At 68.4% G+C, this 17,450-nt stretch carries 10 protein-coding genes; 6 read left to right on the top strand and 4 right to left on the bottom strand.

Features of this window, described 5'->3' with window-relative positions; all coding sequences use genetic code 11:
- Positions 1-41 precede the first annotated feature (41 nt).
- Complete coding sequence (nhaA, locus tag ACWDYF_RS35550; RefSeq protein ID WP_389472642.1) at positions 42-1,937, bottom strand: Na+/H+ antiporter NhaA; 1,896 nt, start codon at positions 1,935-1,937, stop codon at positions 42-44.
- Between the two features lie 191 nt (positions 1,938-2,128).
- On the opposite strand from nhaA, the gene uvrB reads away from it, so the two are divergent.
- Together uvrB and uvrA are read left to right on the top strand one after the other, a co-directional pair.
- Positions 2,129-4,255, top strand: coding sequence for an excinuclease ABC subunit UvrB (gene uvrB, locus ACWDYF_RS35555; RefSeq protein WP_451584323.1), 2,127 nt, complete (start codon positions 2,129-2,131; stop codon positions 4,253-4,255).
- A 99-nt stretch (positions 4,256-4,354) separates the two neighbouring features.
- On the top strand, positions 4,355-7,282 hold the full coding sequence (gene uvrA / locus ACWDYF_RS35560) for an excinuclease ABC subunit UvrA (RefSeq protein ID WP_389474731.1): 2,928 nt from the start codon (positions 4,355-4,357) through the stop codon (positions 7,280-7,282).
- 195 nt (positions 7,283-7,477) lie between these two features.
- On the opposite strand, the gene ACWDYF_RS35565 is transcribed toward uvrA, so the two are convergent.
- Positions 7,478-8,107, bottom strand: a complete 630-nt coding sequence (locus tag ACWDYF_RS35565) for an MBL fold metallo-hydrolase (protein WP_381736325.1) — start codon at positions 8,105-8,107, stop codon at positions 7,478-7,480.
- A complete protein-coding gene (locus tag ACWDYF_RS35570; protein ID WP_389474734.1) occupies positions 8,107-9,195 on the bottom strand; it encodes an S-(hydroxymethyl)mycothiol dehydrogenase in 1,089 nt (362 codons plus the stop codon). The genes ACWDYF_RS35565 and ACWDYF_RS35570 overlap by 1 nt, the downstream gene beginning before the upstream one ends.
- A 356-nt stretch (positions 9,196-9,551) precedes the next feature.
- On the opposite strand from ACWDYF_RS35570, the gene ACWDYF_RS35575 reads away from it, so the two are divergent.
- Positions 9,552-10,820 (top strand): LuxR C-terminal-related transcriptional regulator, encoded by a 1,269-nt coding sequence (locus tag ACWDYF_RS35575; RefSeq protein ID WP_389474736.1) that lies wholly within the window; start codon positions 9,552-9,554, stop codon positions 10,818-10,820.
- A gap of 139 nt (positions 10,821-10,959) precedes the next feature.
- On the opposite strand, the gene ACWDYF_RS35580 is transcribed toward ACWDYF_RS35575, so the two are convergent.
- Positions 10,960-13,656: an excinuclease ABC subunit UvrA gene (locus tag ACWDYF_RS35580; protein WP_389474738.1), complete on the bottom strand. Its 2,697-nt coding sequence runs from the start codon at positions 13,654-13,656 to the stop codon at positions 10,960-10,962.
- A gap of 254 nt (positions 13,657-13,910) precedes the next feature.
- Here ACWDYF_RS35580 and ACWDYF_RS35585 point away from each other — a divergent pair, with 254 nt between their 5' ends.
- From ACWDYF_RS35585 to ACWDYF_RS35595, 3 genes are all read left to right on the top strand, one after another.
- Complete coding sequence (locus ACWDYF_RS35585; protein WP_389474740.1) at positions 13,911-15,104, top strand: alcohol dehydrogenase catalytic domain-containing protein; 1,194 nt, start codon at positions 13,911-13,913, stop codon at positions 15,102-15,104.
- A gap of 167 nt (positions 15,105-15,271) precedes the next feature.
- Positions 15,272-16,285 (top strand): helix-turn-helix domain-containing protein, encoded by a 1,014-nt coding sequence (locus tag ACWDYF_RS35590; protein ID WP_389474742.1) that lies wholly within the window; start codon positions 15,272-15,274, stop codon positions 16,283-16,285.
- Between the two features lie 45 nt (positions 16,286-16,330).
- Positions 16,331-16,741 carry a DUF4186 domain-containing protein gene (locus tag ACWDYF_RS35595; RefSeq protein ID WP_389474744.1) on the top strand — a complete coding sequence of 137 codons (411 nt, stop codon included), beginning with the start codon at positions 16,331-16,333 and terminating at the stop codon, positions 16,739-16,741.
- The last annotated feature ends 709 nt before the right edge of the window (positions 16,742-17,450 follow it).

Consider the following 17,450-nt stretch of genomic DNA (forward strand, 5'->3'; position numbering starts at 1 on the left):
GGCCGCCCGGCGGCACCGTGCCGTATCCCGCCCGGTGGCCTTCAGGACTCGGACACGGTGGCGCGGTCCCGGGCGGCACGGACCGACTCGGTGAGAGTGGCGAGGTCGTACGCCCCGCGGTGGAGCCGGCCGTTGACGAAGAACGTCGGACTCCCGGCGACGCCGCTGCGGTCGGCGGTCTCGATGTCCTGCGCCACTCGGGAGGCCACGGCCTGGGTGCACAGGTCCCGTCGGAACCTCTCCGGGTCGAGTCCGAGCTGTTCGGCGTGGCGCAGCAGGTCCTGAGGGTTGAGCTCGCCCTGCTGTGAGAGAAGGAGATCGTGCATCGGCCAGAAGGCACCCTGTAGGGCCGCCGCTTCGGATGCCGCGGCGGCGAGTCGGGCATGGGGATGGACGTCGTCGAGCGGTAGGTGGCGCCACACGAAGCGAACGTCTCCGACGTCGGCGCGAAGCTGCCGTATGACGGGTTCGGCCTGGGCACAGTAGGGGCACTCGAAGTCGCCGTACTTGACGACCGTGACGGGGGCGTTGCGGGGACCGCGGATGTGGTCGCGATCCGGGTCCACCGGGGCGACCAGATCGATGATGCCTTCGCCTGTGCCCAGGAGCGCGCGGGCACGACTGGTTCGCGGCAGCGAGCGAATCCCGATGGTGATCAGCCAGGTGAGGGCGAAGGAGAGGGGAATGGTGGCGAGGATTCCGTACTTCGCCTGGGTGAGATGTTCGCCCTTGAACGCGAGGGTGGCGATCAGCAGCGAGACGGTGAAGGCGACGCCGGACGCGCTGCTGCCCGCGAGAACAGCCCCCCAGCCGACCTGCGGACGCAGGCGCCCCCGGCTTCCCCAGGTGGTCAGGGCCGCGGTGGTGGCGATGCCGATCGGCTTCCCCAGCACGAAGGCGATCAGGATACCGAGCGTGATCGGCGCGGTGAGAGCGTGCGTGAAGCCGCCCCAGGCGATGTGGACCCCGGCGTTGGCAAGGGCGAACAGGGGCACGATGACGTAGCTCGTCCACGGGTGGAAGATCTCTTCGAGTCGCTCATTGGGGGAGATCACCGTCGCCAGCCGCTGGCGCAGCGAGCGTTCGAGTCCCGAGGTGGGCTGCTCCCGGAAGAGCCGGAACAGCCTGCTGGTGCGTTCCAGGTCGTTGCGTGAGGCCGGGTAGGCATAGGTGAGCAGGGCGATCGCGATGCCGGTGACGACCGGGTCGATGCCGGATTCGAGCAGGGCGACCCACAGTCCCGCGGCGAGGACGACGTAGGGAAGACCATGGCGAACCCCGGCGCGCCGGACGAGCACGAGCACCGCGAAGAGGGCGAGGGCGATCAGCAGCGCCGTCCACGAGAGGCGGCTGCTGTAGGCGAAGGCGATGACGGCGAGGGCGACGACGTCGTCGACGATGGCCACGGTCAGGAGAAACGTACGGAGGGCTTCGGGCAGCCGCTTGCCCAGGAGCGCGAGAGTGCCCAGGGCGAAGGCGGTGTCGGTCGACATGGCCGCCCCCCAGCCCGGAGCGGCGCCGGTCCCGGCGGCGAAGGCCAGATAGATCAGGACCGGGACCAGCATGCCCATGACGCCTGCGAGCAAGGGGAGTGCCATATGCCTGCGCTGTCGCAGCTCGCCCATGTCGAACTCGCGACGGGCCTCAAGGCCGACGACGAAGAAGAACAGGGCCATCAGCCCGCTGTTGACCCAGTCACGTAGTTCCAGGCCGACGCCGACAGAGCCCAGGTGAACCGACAGCGGAATCGCCCAGAGGCGCTCGTAGGTGCCGGGTGCGACATTGGCCCACACCAGAGCGGCGACCGCGGCAGCCACGAGAACGACAGCACTTCCCGTTTCGGTGCGGAGGAAATCCCGTAGCGGGCTGTGCAGCTTGTCGGAACGCACGGTTTGCCCGACGCCTTGCGGGCCGAGGGGAGGCGTAGTAATGACCATGTTCCGTTTCGGTCGATTCTGTGCGATGAAACGGGCTGAAGGGAGAATTGTAGGTCCCTGCAATCATCCGGACCACTCACACACGGAAAACGACACGCACAGAAGCGCAGGGGCAGCCCTCTCCGCCTCGCGGGCCCCGGCGTGGAACCGCTGACCGCGCCCTTTGCCGGTGACGGTCGTACGGTCATGTTATGCGACCTACTGTGCAGCTCGAACGTTCGGGGGCGCCCTTCGAGGTCGTCAGCCCGTTTCGACCTGGGGGCGACCAGCCGGCGGCTATCGACCATCTCACCAGGCGCGTCAGGGCCGGGGAGAAGGATGTCGTCCTGCTCGGCGCGACCGGCACCGGTAAGTCCGCCACCACGGCCTGGCTCATCGAGAGACTCCAGCGCCCCACCCTCGTGATGGCCCCGAACAAGACGCTGGCCGCCCAGCTCGCCAACGAGTTCCGCGAACTGCTGCCGAACAACGCCGTCGAGTACTTCGTCTCGTACTACGACTATTACCAGCCCGAGGCGTACGTCCCGCAGACCGACACCTACATCGAGAAAGACTCCTCGGTCAACGACGAGGTCGAGCGCCTTCGGCATTCCGCGACGAATTCGCTGCTCACCCGGCGTGACGTCGTCGTGGTCGCTTCGGTGTCCACCATCTACGGCCTGGGCACGCCGCAGGAATACGTGGACCGGATGATCCCGCTTCGTGTCGGCGAGGAGATCGACCGCGACGAATTGCTGCGCCGCTTGGTCGACAACCAGTACACGCGCAGCGAGACGGCCTTCACCCGCGGCACCTTCCGGGTTCACGGCGACACCATCGAGGTCTTCCCCGTCTACGAAGAGCTCGCCCTCCGCATCGAGATGTTCGGGGACGAGATCGAGGCGCTGACCACGCTCAACCCGGTCACCGGCGAGGTCGTCGGCGACGAGCGCCAGGCGCACGTCTTCCCCGCCTCGCACTACATCTCCGGCCCCGAGCGTCTGGAGCGGGCTGTCAGCGGCATCGAGACGGAACTGGCCGAGCGGCTCGCGGAGCTGAAGAGACAAGGCAAAGATCTTGAGGCGCAACGGCTGCGGATGCGCACCACCTACGACCTCGAGATGCTCCGCGAGACCGGCACCTGCTCCGGCGTGGAGAACTACTCGATGCATTTCGACGGCCGCTCTCCCGGCTCGCCGGGCAACACTCTCCTGGACTACTTCCCCGAGGACTTCCTCCTCGTCATCGACGAGTCCCATGTCACGGTCCCGCAGATCGGCGCCATGCGTGAGGGCGACGCCGGCCGCAAACGCGCCCTGATCGACCACGGCTTCCGGCTGCCCTCCGTGCTCGACAACCGCCCGCTGACATGGGAGGAGTTCCGGGAACGCGTCGGTCAGACCGTCTACCTGTCCGCCACTCCGGGCGCCTACGAGCTCTCCCGGAGCGACGGCGTCGTCGAGCAGATCATCCGCCCGACCGGACTGGTCGATCCCAAGGTCGTGGTCAAGCCCAGCGAGGGCCAGATCGACGACCTGGTGCACGAGATCCGCGCGCGCACCGAGAAGGACGAGCGCGTCCTGGTCACCACCCTCACCAAGAAGATGGCCGAGGACCTCACCGACCACTTCACGCATCTCGGCATCAAGGTCCAGTACCTGCACAGCGACGTCGACACCCTGCGCCGCGTCGAGCTGCTGCGCGAGCTGCGGGAGGGCGCGTTCGACGTCCTGGTCGGCATCAACCTGCTGCGTGAGGGCCTCGACCTGCCCGAGGTGTCCCTGGTCGCCATCCTCGACGCCGACAAGGAAGGCTTCCTGCGCTCCGGCACCGCGCTCATCCAGACCATCGGCCGCGCCGCACGCAACGTCTCCGGCCAGGTCAACATGTACGCCGACAAGATCACGCCGTCGATGGCCAGGGCCATCGACGAGACCGAGCGGCGCCGCGAGAAGCAGATCGCCTACAACAAGGCGAACGGCATCGACCCGCAGCCCCTGCGCAAGAAGATCAACGACATCGTCGCGCAGATCGCCCGCGAGGAGATCGACACCGACCACCTGCTCGCCACCGGATACCGGCAGGGCGCAGGCGAGATCGCCGCCATGCCGCTCATGCCGTCGCTCGGCGGGGAACTCGCCAAGACGGCATCGGGACAGGCCGCGCCTGCCCCCACCGACCGTCCTGCGGCCCAACTGGCCGCGCAGATCGAGGAGATGACGGAGCGTACGCGTGCTGCGGCGGCCGAGTTGCAGTTCGAGGTCGCGGCCCGGCTGCGCGACGAGGTCCACGAGATGAAGAAGGAACTGCACCAGATGCAGGAGTCGGACCTCGCCTGAGATCCCGGGGGACGTGACCGCCCGGAATCCATGCTCCCCCGGTCTGAGAAGCGCGGGGGCCTCCGGGCCCCCTTTCACCCGAGAAAGGTGTGGACCGGAGTGGCCGACCGTCTCACCGTCCGTGGCGGACGCGAGCACAATCTCAAGAACGTGTCGCTGGACCTGCCCCGGGACTCGCTCATCGTCTTCACGGGCCTGTCCGGCTCGGGCAAGTCCTCCCTGGCCTTCGACACGATCTTCGCCGAAGGCCGGCGCCGCTACGTGGAGTCGCTCTCCTCGTATGCGAGGCAGTTCCTGGGCCAGTTGGACAAACCCGACGTCGACTTCATCGAGGGCCTGTCCCCGGCCGTCTCCATCGACCAGAAGTCGACCTCGCGCAGCCCCCGCTCGACGGTCGGCACCATCACCGAGATCTACGACTACCTGCGTCTGCTCTTCGCGCGCATCGGCAAGCCCCACTGCCCCCAGTGCGGCCGCCCGATCACGCGCCAGTCCCCTCAGTCCATCGTCGACAAGGCCCTGGAACTACCCAGCGGCAGCCGCTTCCAGGTCCTCTCACCGCTGGTGCGAGAGCGCAAGGGCAAGTTCTCCGAACTCTTCGCCGAGCTCCACACGAAGGGTTACTCCCGCGCGCGCGTCGACGGCCAGATCATCCACCTGTCCACCCCGCCGAATCTGAGGAAGCAGCAGAAGCACACCATCGAGGTGGTCGTCGACCGCCTCACCGTCAAGGACTCCGTCAAGCGCCGCCTCACCGAGTCCGTGGAAAGTGCCTTCAACCTGTCCGGCGGCATGGTCGTGCTCGACCTCGTCGACCTTCCCGAGGACGACCCCGAACGCGCACACACGTTCTCGGGCCACCTCTACTGTCCGTACGACGACCTGTACTTCGACGATCTGGAGCCTCGCTCCTTCTCGTTCAACTCGCCCTTCGGCGCCTGCCCCGCGTGCACCGGCATCGGCTCTCGCATGGAGGTCGATCCCGAGCTGATCGTCCCGGACGAAGAGGCGAGCCTCGACGAGGGCGCCATCCGTCCCTGGTCCGACGGCCGCACCAGAGCCCACTTCGCCCGGCTGGTCGATGCCCTCGCCGACGCGCTCGGCTTCCGCACCGACGTCCCCTTCGCCAGGCTGCCGCGGCGGGCCAAGAAGGCCCTCCTCCACGGTCACGGCACCCCGATCGAGGTTCGCTACCGCAACCGCTACGGCAGGGAGCGCCATTACACCACCCCCTTCGAGGGAGCGGTGCCCTTCGTGGAGCGCCGGCACCGTACGGCCGAGAGCGACGCCAGCCGCGAGCGCTTCGAGGGATACATGCGCGAGGTGCCCTGCCCCACGTGCGACGGCACGCGCCTGAAGCCGATCGTTCTCGGCGTCACGATCGCGGGGAAATCGATCGCCGAGGTCGCCTCGATGCAGATCAGCGACTGCACGGACTTCGTACGAACACTGGATCTGAACGCCCGCGACCGGAAGATCGCCGACCGCATCCTCAAGGAGGTCAACGAGCGCAAGCGGTTTCTGATCGATGTCGGCCTCCACTATCTCTCCCTCAACCGCGCCGCCGACACCCTCTCGGGCGGTGAGGCCCAGCGCATCCGCCTGGCCACCCAGGTCGGCTCCGGTCTCGCGGGCGTCCTCTACGTGCTGGACGAGCCGTCCATCGGCCTGCACCAGCGCGACAACCACCGGCTGATCGAGACCCTGGTCCGGCTGCGGGACATGGGCAACACGCTCATCGTCGTCGAGCACGACGAGGACACCATCAACACCGCCGACTGGGTCGTCGACGTCGGCCCAGGCGCCGGCGACCACGGCGGCGAGATCGTCTACAGCGGTCACCTCAAGGGGCTGCTCGAAGACCCTGACTCCGTCACCGGCCAGTACCTCTCCGGCCGCAAGTCCATCCCGGTCCCTGACCTGCGACGCCATCGCGACCCGTCCCGGCAGCTCACCGTGCGCGGTGCCCGGGAGAACAACCTCCAGGACATCGACGTGTCCTTCCCACTGGGCCTGTTCATCGCCGTCACCGGTGTCTCCGGATCCGGCAAGTCCACGCTCGTCGACGACATCCTCTACACGTATCTCGCCCGCGAGCTGAACGGCGCGCGCAACGTCCCCGGGCGGCACACGCGCGTGGACGGCGACGACCTCGTCGACAAGGTGGTGCACGTCGACCAGTCGCCCATCGGCCGTACACCGCGGTCCAACCCGGCGACGTACACCGGCGTCTTCGACCACGTCCGCGGTCTGTTCGCCGGAACCATCGAGGCGAAGGTCCGCGGCTACGAGCCCGGCCGCTTCTCCTTCAACGTCAAGGGCGGCCGCTGCGAGAACTGCGCGGGCGACGGCACCATCAAGATCGAGATGCACTTCCTGCCCGACGTCTACGTGCCGTGCGAGGTGTGCCACGGCGCCCGGTACAACCGGGAGACCCTGGAGGTCCACTACAAGGGCAAGTCCATCGCCGACGTGCTGAACATGACGATCGAGGAGGCGACCGGCTTCTTCGAGGCCATCCCCGCCGTCTCACGCCACCTGCGTACTCTCAGGGAAGTCGGCCTCGGCTACGTCCGGCTCGGCCAGCCCGCCACGACCCTGTCCGGCGGCGAGGCGCAGCGTCTCAAACTCGCGGGCGAGCTCCAGAAACGCTCCACCGGACACACGGTCTACGTCCTGGACGAGCCGACCACCGGCCTGCACTTCGCCGATGTCGGCAAGCTCCTGACGGTCCTGTCCGGCCTGGTCGACAAGGGCAACACCGTGATCGTCATCGAGCACAACCTCGATGTGATCAAGACCGCCGACTGGATCATCGACATGGGGCCCGGGGGCGGCAACGACGGTGGCCTCGTGGTCGCCGAGGGCACACCCGAGGACGTTGCCGCGGCGCCGGCCAGCCACACGGGCACATATCTGCGCGATGCCCTCGCAGCCGGCCGCGGGAGCGTCGCGCCGCCGGTGAAGGCCCGCTCCAGGACCCGTAGGACGGCCGCCAGGACCTCGGCGGCAACGAAGAGGACGTAGCACTGGTGCCGAGTGGGCGCGGGGGGTGTCCGCCGGAGACGGGCCCGAGAAGCACGATCAGGACGACCGGCGCGATCAGGACGACCGGCCCGAAGACGGCGGTGAGCCGGGCCGCCGCGCGACGGGGAGAAGCTGTTCCCAGCACGTCGACCGGCCTGGGGCGAGGCCGCCGCTCCGGCACCGGAATCCAGGACGTCAGTGACCGCGGACGATCCACTCGTCCAGGTGCGGGCTCTCGGCGCCGACGGTGGTGGAGTCGCCGTGACCGGTGCGCACCACGGTGGCAGGCGGGAGGGTGAGCAGTTTCTCCCGGATGGACCCGACGATGGTCGGGAAGTGGGAGAAGGAGCGCCCCGTGGCGCCGGGGCCGCCCCTGAAGAGGGTGTCGCCGGTGAAGACGGTGTTCAGCACCGGGACATACAGGCAGACCGCACCGGGGGTGTGACCCGGGGTGTGGAGGACCTTGAAGGGGACTCCGGCGACCTCCAGCACCTGGCCATCGGCCAGGTAGCCGTCGGGCAGCCGGTCCGGGTGGACCTGCTGCCACAGCGGCAGGTCGGCACGGTGCAGCAGGACCGGCGCACCGGTGGCCTCGGCCAGGGAGGGGGCCGCGTCGATGTGATCGCTGTGCGCGTGGGTGGAGACGATCGCGCGCAGCGCACGCCCGCCGAGAGCGGCCTCGATCGCGGCGGCGTCGTGGGCGGCGTCGATGACGAAGGCTTCGGTGTCGTCGCCGACGATCCAGACGTTGTTGTCGACATCCCACTCACCACCGTCGAGCGTGAAGGTGCCGGAGGTGACGAGGTGGTCGATGCGGGCCGTCATCAGAAGACCACCACCGAGCGAAGGACGTCTCCGTCGTGCATCCGGCCGAAGGCCTGCTCGATGTCGCCGAGCCCGATCGTCTCGGTGACGAACGCCCCGAGGTCGAGGCGGCCCTGCTGGTGCAGGTCGACCAACATCGGGAAGTCGCGGGAGGGCAGGCAGTCGCCGTACCAAGCCGACTTGAGGGAGCCGCCGCGGCCGAACACGTCCAGCAGCGGCAGTTCCAGCTTCATGTCCGGAGTGGGGACACCGACCAGGACGACCGTGCCGGCCAGATCGCGGGCGTAGAACGCCTGCCGGTAGGTCTGCGGGCGGCCGACCGCGTCGATCACCACGTCCGCCCCGAAGCCGCCCGTGAGGCTGCGGATCGCCTCGACCGGGTCGGTCTCCTTCGAGTTGACCGTATGGGTGGCGCCCATCGACTTCGCCGTCTCCAGCTTGCGGTCGTCGATGTCCACCGCGACGATCTTCGAAGCCCCGGCCAGCCGAGACCCGACGATCGCCGCGTCACCGACGCCACCACAGCCGATCACGGCGACGGAGTCGCCCCGGCCCACCTGGCCGGTGTTGATGGCCGCGCCGATGCCCGCCATCACACCGCACCCCAGCAGCCCAGCGATGGCCGGGGAGACCTCGGGATCGACCTTGGTGCACTGGCCGGCAGCTACGAGGGTCTTCTCCGCGAAGGCGCCGATACCGAGCGCGGGGGTCAGCTCCTGGCCGGTGGAGGCGAGGGTCATCCGCTGCCGCGCGTTGTGGGTGTCGAAGCAGTACCAGGGGCGCCCACGCAGACAGGCCCGGCACTGGCCGCACACCGCACGCCAGTTGAGGATCACGAAGTCACCGGGGGCCACGTCGGTGACGCCGTCGCCGACCGACTCCACCACCCCGGCGGCCTCGTGCCCGAGCAGGAAGGGGTAGGCGTCGGAGATCCCGCCCTGCTTGTAGTGCAGGTCCGTGTGACACACCCCGCACGCCTGGATCCTCACCACGGCCTCGCCGGGGCCGGGGTCCGGCACGATGATCGCCTCCACTCGGACGGGCTCGTTCTCACCGGGTGCGATCACTGCTTGTACTTGCTGGGACACGCTGTCCACCTTGCTGTTGTCGGGAGAGGGGTTCTGTGGTGCGAGCCGCGTCGGACTCAGTCGATCAGGGCGCGATCTGACCGGCCGCAGGGCGGCTTCAGCGCTCAGATGGTCGATTGATCGGTTCGGCTCCGCGGCGGCGGGGATGACCAGGACTGTCGGCGTCAGGGACGCCGAGGCCGAGTGCGGTGCGGAGGTGATGGCCGCCACCGCTCCCACGGCAGCTGCACCGGCGGGGCGGCTGCCGAGGCGAATGCGTTCATGCAGCCATCTTGCTCGTCAAACGGGTAGGTGTCATTCAACCAATGTGGCGTTCTGCCTACCCGTTCAGGTAGGTGCCGTTTTACAGTGGGGCCATGGTGGAGATTTCCTTCCCGCACAGCAGCGCCGACCTAGCGGCCCGGATGAAAAGGGTGGCGGCAGCGTCACTGCGGGAGGTGGCGGACCAGCTCCACGCGGCCCTGAAAGACGTATGGCCGCACGCTGCGCTGGTGATCTTCACCGAGGACTGCACTGGACGCCCGCGCAAGAAGGCCGGGGACCCGACCATCACGAAAGACGTGACCATCTCCGAGCTGACGGCCCTGCGCGACCGGGCCGCCGGCGACTACTGGACGGGTCAGGCGGACATCGGTGGCTCCCCCCGGCGCGTGGCGGTACTGGGATCCGACACCGGGGGCATTCTCGTACTCTGCGACCCGCAAGCGCCTGAGGGGGAGGCCCCCATGGCCTGCACTCGGGCTGTGTGGGATGTGGCTGCCGCCTGCATCGCGCGTCAAGTGTCCGAGGCCGCCCCTGACTACCTCCAAGAATCGCGTGCAGCATCCAGCGAAAGACTGAGAGTCACCGCTGAATTGACGGATCGGCACGTCACCGACCTGGAAGCCCTGCTGGCCACACTGCGCAGCAGGGACCTCGACGACACCAGGGCCCGCGCCCAGGCGATCGACCTCGCCGCCGATGCCCTGATCCGGGCACGGAGCGGAGCGGACCTGGTGGCCTCCATCGCCGAGGAACCGGTGTCCCGCGCCTTCGGACGCCTCAAGAGCGACCTGCGCCCGCTGAGCCGCTACGCGGCGCTCCAGGTCCAGTTCATCGAGCCGCCCGTCGACGGCCGAGCGCTGCCCGGCGAGGTGGCACACGCCGCGCGAGCCATCGTGCGCAGCGTCGTACTCCTGATGCGTGAGCAGGAAGAGGTGACCCGCATCAGGGTCCAATGGAACTGCGACGGAACAAACCTGCTCGTCTCCGTGCGCGACGACGGCCCCGGCCGCATGGACGACGGCCTCCCCGCGCTGCGCCAGCTCGCCGCACGGGCCACTGCGCTCGGCGGCCGCCTCGACCTGGAATCCGTGGACAACTGGGGATCCCGCCTGGAGGTACGACTACCGCTCGACCGCCCGGACACCTCCGAACAACCCATTGAATCGTGGGGTCTGGGCCCCCGCGAGGTCGAGGTGCTCCGACTGCTCACGGCCGGACGGCGCAACCGGCAGATCGCCACACAACTGGGTGTCAGCGAGAACACCGTCAAGTTCCATACCAGCCAGATCTACCGCAAACTCGGCGTCACCTCACGGGCCGCCGCCGCAACCCTCGCCGCAGAAGCCGGTCTGCGCTCATAGCCCACCCCGGTCATCGGAAAACCCCGCGGTACCGGTCCCGGCACTTCATGACGGCCCGTGAGAAACGTTGGTGAGGATGCCCGGCGAAACAGCCGACACCCGGGCCCTGACCACCCGGCCTCCGACCCGGCCCGGTCCGTCATACGGAACGCTCCAGCGCAGCGGACTCGTCGAGCGCGACGGTGAGGTACTTCGCCGACGCCCCGACGCCGCCTTCGGCGACCTGCGCCGGGGTGCCGCTGGCGACGACGGTGCCGCCGTCCGCCCCCGCACCGGGCCCGAGATCGATGACATGGTCGGCCGCGGCGACGACACGCATGTCCAGCTCCACCATCACGACGGTGTTGCCCGCTTCGACGAGGGCCTGTAGATGGGCGACGAGACGGTCGGCGTCCGCGCAGTGCAGCCCCGAGGTCGGCTCGTCGAGCACATAGAAGGTGTCTCCGCGCTGAGCACGCTGCAACTCACTGGCGAGCTTGACGCGCTGGGCCTCCCCGCCGGAGAGCTCGGTGGCGGGCTGCCCCAGCCGCAGATAGCCGAGCCCCACGTCGATCAGCGCGGACAAGGACCGCATGATCTCTTCCTCGCCGGTGAAGAACGCATGGGCCTCCTCGACACTCATCGCGAGAATCTGGGCGATGTTCCGGTCGTGCCAGGTGATCTCCAGGGTGCTCGCTTTGTAGCGGGTGCCATGACAGTCCGGACACTCGGTGTAGACCGAGGGAAGGAAGAGAAGCTCGACCATCACCGAACCCTCGCCCTCACAGGTCGGGCAGCGGCCGCTGGAGACGTTGAAGGAGAACCGGCCGGGTTTGTAACCACGGGAGCGCGCTTCGGGCGTCTGCGCGAAACGGCTGCGTACATGGTCGAACAAGCCCGTATAGGTGGCGACGTTCGAACGGGGCGTGCGGCCGATGGGCCTCTGGTCGATACTGACCACGCGGCGCACACCGGTCACGTCCCCGTCGAGCACACCCTCCAGCCTGCCGGGGGAATCGTCCAGGAGCAGCTCGTCGTCCTCGGGAGCCTCGTCGACGGGCACGGCGCGCCCCAGACGCTCGGTGAGCAGCGCGGGCAGCGCCTGGCTGACCAGGCTCGACTTGCCCGAACCGGATACGCCGGTCACAGCGGTGAGGACACCCATGGGGATCGACACGGACACACCCCGCAGATTGTTGAGGGTGACGTCGCTCAGCTCGATCCATCCGCTCGCCCGACGAGGCGAGTGCGGAGCGAGGCCGCTGCCGCCGAAGAGGTACCCGCGGGTCACCGACTCTCCGACATCGGCGAGGCCGTCGGTCGGCCCGCTGTAGATGATCCGGCCGCCGCGCTCACCCGCCCCAGGGCCGATGTCGACCAGCCAGTCGGCGTGCCGCATCACGTCGACGGAGTGCTCGACGACGAACAGGCTGTTACCCCGGCGCTTGAGCCCGTCGAGGATCCCGAGCAGCGCGGTCACGTCCTGCGGGTGCAGCCCCGCCGAGGGCTCGTCGAGCACGTATACGACCCCGAAGAGCTCCGAGGTCAGCTGGGTGGCCAGCCGCAAGCGCTGTAGTTCGCCCCCCGAGAGCGTGGGCGTGGTGCGGTCCAGGGAGAGGTAGCCCAGCCCCAGGTCGATGATGGGGCGCAGCCGGTCGATCAGCTCCGTGCCCAGGCGCACCGCCGTGGCCAGCTTCTCGACCGACCGGTTCGGGGTGCGGCGTACATCGGGCGCGGCCGCATGAGCGGACCCGCCGGCCGCGACGCGCCGCTGAACGGCCTGACGGCGCACGTCGGCATCGAGGCCCTCACCGGGAGTCTCTGTACCGCCGACGGCGGTATCCGGCCGCTGCGAGGCATCCGCGACGACCCCGTCCAGCAGCGAGGCGAGCTCCCGCAGCGGCAGGCCCGAGAACTCGGCGATGTCGAGCCCCTCGAAGGTCACGGTCAGGGCTTCGGGCCTCAGCCGCTTGCCGTGGCAGGACGGGCACGGCGCCGCGTCGAGGAACCGGGCGACACGACGCTTCATCGAGGCGCTCTTGGTATTGGCGAAGGTGTCGAGCACGTAGCGGCGCGCCCCGACGAATGCACCCTGATAGCTCGGCTCGACACCCGCCTCGATCGCTGCGCGCGCCTCGGAGAGCGTGAGCCTGGAATGCACGGGAACGGAAGGGGTCTCGTCCGTGTAGAGGATCCAGTCACGATCCTTCTTCGGCAGATCCTTCCAAGGCACGTCGACGTCGTAACCGAGTGCGACGAGGACGTCGCGCAGCTGGTGACCGTGCCAGGCCGTCGGCCATGAGGCGATCGCACGCTGGCGAATCGTGAGAGAGGGGTCCGGCACCATCTTCTGCTCGGTCACCTCATACACGCGGCCGATGCCATGGCACCGCGGGCAGGCTCCCTGGACAGTGTTGGCGGAGAAGTCCTCGGCGTAGAGCATCGGCTGATCGTCCGGATAGTCGCCGACCCGCGAGTAGAGCATGCGCACCAAGGACGAGAGCGTGGTGATGCTGCCCACCGACGAGCGGGCGCTACGCCCTCCACGCTGCTGTTGCAGGGCGACGGCCGGAGGCATCCCGGTGATCGAGTCGACGTCGGGCACACCGGCCTGGTCGATCAGCCGCCTGGCATACGGGGCCACCGACTCCAGGTAGCGCCGCTGCGACTCCGCGTAGAGAGTACCGAAGGCGAGGGAGGACTTGCCCGACCCCGAGACGCCGGTGAAGACCACCGTCGCATCGCGCGGAACCGTCAGATCCACGTCCTTGAGATTGTGCTCGCGAGCACCCCTCACCCGGACATCGGCCTGGACGGACGAGGACTCCTGGGAAACGGCCGCTGCTGCGTCAGTCATACCTCCAAACTAACAACGCGCGGACCTGCGCAGACGGAGGCGATGCGCTGGGCCGGGGAGCATGGCACGCAGCGTCAGTGCGCTGGCACGCAGGGCCTAGAAGGAGCGACTCCCGCGTGCGTACGTTGGACGGGAGCCATACGTTGGGAGAGCCGAGGCCGAGAAGCCACCGGAATCACCGCTGGCACTCCCGCGCTCGCCCCCGACCGCTGGTGCTCCCGGGGGCGTCCCCCCACCAGCAAGAGGAGATCGTCATGGCAAGCAGCAACCGCGCCGTCGTCTTCCACAACCCGCAAGACATGCGCGTCGACTCTCTCGACTTCCCGAAGCTTCAGATGCCCAACGGGAAGAAGGCCCCCCACGGAGTCGTCCTCAGGATCCTCGCCACCAACATCTGCGGAAGTGACCTGCACATCTGGCGCGGGTCCTTCCCGGTACCCGAAGGCATGGTGATGGGGCACGAGATGACCGGCGAGGTCATCGAGGTCGGCCCCGACGTCGAGTTCCTCAGCGAGGGCGACCTCGTCTCCGTCCCGTTCAACGTCGCCTGCGGCCGATGCCGCAACTGCCGGGCGCGCCGGACCGACGTCTGCGAGACCACGAACTCCGCCGTGGCCTGCGGGGCTTACGGCTTCAACCTGGGCGACTGGACCGGCGGCCAGGCCGAGTACCTGTTCGTCCCGTACGCCGACTTCCAGCTCCTGCGCTTCCCGGACAGGGACCAGGCCATGGCGAAGATCCGCGACCTCGCGCTGCTCTCGGACATCCTGCCCACCGCGTTCCACGGGCTCATGGAGGCCGGAGCCAAGCCGGGCTCGACCGTGTACATCGCCGGCGCCGGCCCGGTCGGCCGCTGCGGGGCAGCGGCGGCACGCCTCCTCGGGGCGTCCTGCATCATCGTCGGCGACTACCACCAGGACCGCCTGGACCTGATGAAGCAGAACGGCTGCGAGACGATCGACCTGAGCCAGGACGCGGCGCTCACCGACCAGATCGAGGCCATCCTGGGCGAACCCATGGTCGACTGCGCAGTCGACTACGTCGGCTCCGAGGCACACGGCATCGGCCGCGAGACCGAGGACATGAACCCGGCCTACGCCATCAACCAGGTGATCGACGCCACCCGCGCGGGCGGAGCCACCGGAGTCATCGGCGTCTACGGCCCCGACCCACTCGCGAAGTCGAAGGCCGAGCAAGAGGGCACGTTCCCGATCGACTTCGGCAAGGCATGGATCAAGTCGCCACGGATCTCCGCCGGACAGGCGCCGATCATGCACTACAACCGCGAGCTGATGATGGCGATCCTCTGGGACCGTATGCCCTACCTGAGCGACATGCTCAACACAAAGGTGATCAGTCTCGACGACGCCCCCGACGCCTACGCGACCTTCGACACGGGAGTGTCCGACAAGTTCATCATCGACCCCCACGGCCTCATCCCCGCCTGAGGCCCGCCCCTCCCGGCCCGCAGTCCCCGCTGGGGGAAACTGCGGGCCGCCCCCCTGCCTTCCGGCACATCGTCCGCCGAAACGCTTGGAAGAGCCCGGCGGCGTACGCTGGGACGGGAACGCCGTGAGCCTCAGGAAGAGCGGCGCGGAGCAGCCAAAAGGAGGGCATGGCCATGGGGCAGAAGGGCTCGGCGCTGCCGCGCCTGACGTCCTTCTCCACCCGTCGCGCCCCGCAGGGCGACGAGGTCGACTACTGGCGTCAGGCCAGGCGCGAAGCCTACGTATCAGTCAGGACGGACCCGGTCGGCAGCGCATTCGACGGCGAGATCCTACTGGGCCAGTACGCGGATTTCCGCCTGTCCACCAAGCGAGCCCGACCCGAGCAGGTCCGGCGCTCGGCCACCGACATCGCGCGCGGTCGGGAGAACGAGGACTACCTGTACCTCGTGTTCCAGCTGAGCGGGAGCTTGCTCGTCGAACAGGCGGAACGTCGGACGCTCGCGACCCCCGGTTCGCTGGTGATCTACGACAGCGCCACACCCTTCTCCCTGTCCGCGAAGGAGTACTACGAGCAGGTCGTTCTCGAACTGCCCGCCGACAAGACGTACTCGCTGGCCGGCGTGAGCCGCAGCAACGACCTGCTCGCCAGGACGTTCGATTGCACCGGAGCGACAGGCGCGGTGGCGGCGTTCTTCGTGAACCTCGCACAACACCAGGACGAAGACCGTCTCGGCGCGCACCACCTCGAGCCCCAGGCGACCGAACTGGGAACATCGCTCATCGGCCTGCTCGCCCCCGGTCAGTGCCGGATGCCCGAGTCGCTGCGCCGTGACGAGGCGCTGGCCCACATGCGCGCACATCTGTCGGACCCAGATCTGGACGCCGAGAGCATCGCCGAGGGCCTGCACGTCTCCCGCCGCACCCTGTTCCGCCTCTTCGAGGGCACGGGCGAGTCCGCCATGACGCGCCTGCGCTCCCTGCGGCTGGAGCGCGCCCGGCTGATGCTGCGGACGCAGCCGGGCAAACAGATCTCCACGATCGCGTCGGAGACGGGTTTCTCCAGCGCGGTGCAGTTCCACCGCGCCTTCCGCGCGGTGGCTGGCATGACCCCCGGCGAGTACAGGGAAGCCGCAGTCACGGCCGGACCGACTGCCCGGATCATCCCTGACCTGGAGACATGACCTCCCCGATCGTGCCTGCAAGATGGTGAGGAGACGAACGGAGCCATGGAGCAAGACCGGCAGGGCCGGTTGGATGCCTCACTGGCGCGGATCGCCCGGATCCCCTTCCGCACCAAGTTCCACCTTCGCCCGCCCGAGCGCGAATACGTCGCCTCCCGCGGCATGAACGCCGTCCGGCGGCACGCTCGGGAGCTCATCGACACGCGCCTCGCCCCGGCCCACCCGGCGAAGGACGGCAGGCAGACCCCCTGGGGAGGCCATCCCGTCTTCCGAGCGCAACACGCCACGGCGACCTGCTGCCGCACCTGTCTGCACATCAACCACGGGATCCCCAAGGGACACGAGCTCAGCGAACGCGAGCGTGAGTACGTTGTCGACCTCATCTGCCGTTGGATCGAGAACGAGTGCCGGGCTAACCCAAGACCGCTGCCGGACCCTCCTCCGACCCTGTTCTGAATCCCGGGCGTCCCTCAGGCTGGCGCGGCGAAGAAGACGGCGGCCTCGATGATTAGCGGTAGGTGGTGGTGCCGATCACGGGCTTCGTCTGTCTGTCACTCCGACTGACCGACGCGGAGGGGAAGTTGGAGAGGCCCTACTTCGACTGAGAACCGGTAGCTCCGGGGCGAGGCGCCGACCTTGCGGTTGTGGACCGGGATGAGGGTGGCGTCGACGATCCGCAGTCGGTGCCCACATCTTGGGACAAGCGGGCCGATTCGAGCACCAGCACTGGGCCGCATCTTTGGATTACTGGAGACACGGTCGCCGGTGAGACACCGAGCAGTGGGGCGGGCTGTCTCATGGTCAGGTTTGGCCGGTGGTAGGCGGGAGGGGCATGAGTTCGGAAAGCCTGGCCGGACAACACCGTTAGTTCCAGTAAGGATTGACTTAGTTTCAGATTTTTGTAAAGGAAGCCGGAGGAGAGGCCGGCTGGCTTTGTAGCGAGCCACAGGAATTCGCGGAGCGAATTTCTGCAGCCCGGATTGCGGAGCAATTCGGGCTTGGGTCAACGGAGTTGGCCCAAGCCGGTGACGGAGTCGCCGGCTCGCCGCGCGGAGCGTGGCGATGTGTCCGCCGCGTAGCGGCGGCGCGGCGTGTCTGCGGAGCAGACCGCGCGCGGCGTCTCCGTGGACGCCGACGGCAACAAGGCGTACCGCCTCGCCCTCCA

Source organism: Streptomyces sp. NPDC003284 (assembly GCF_053589675.1).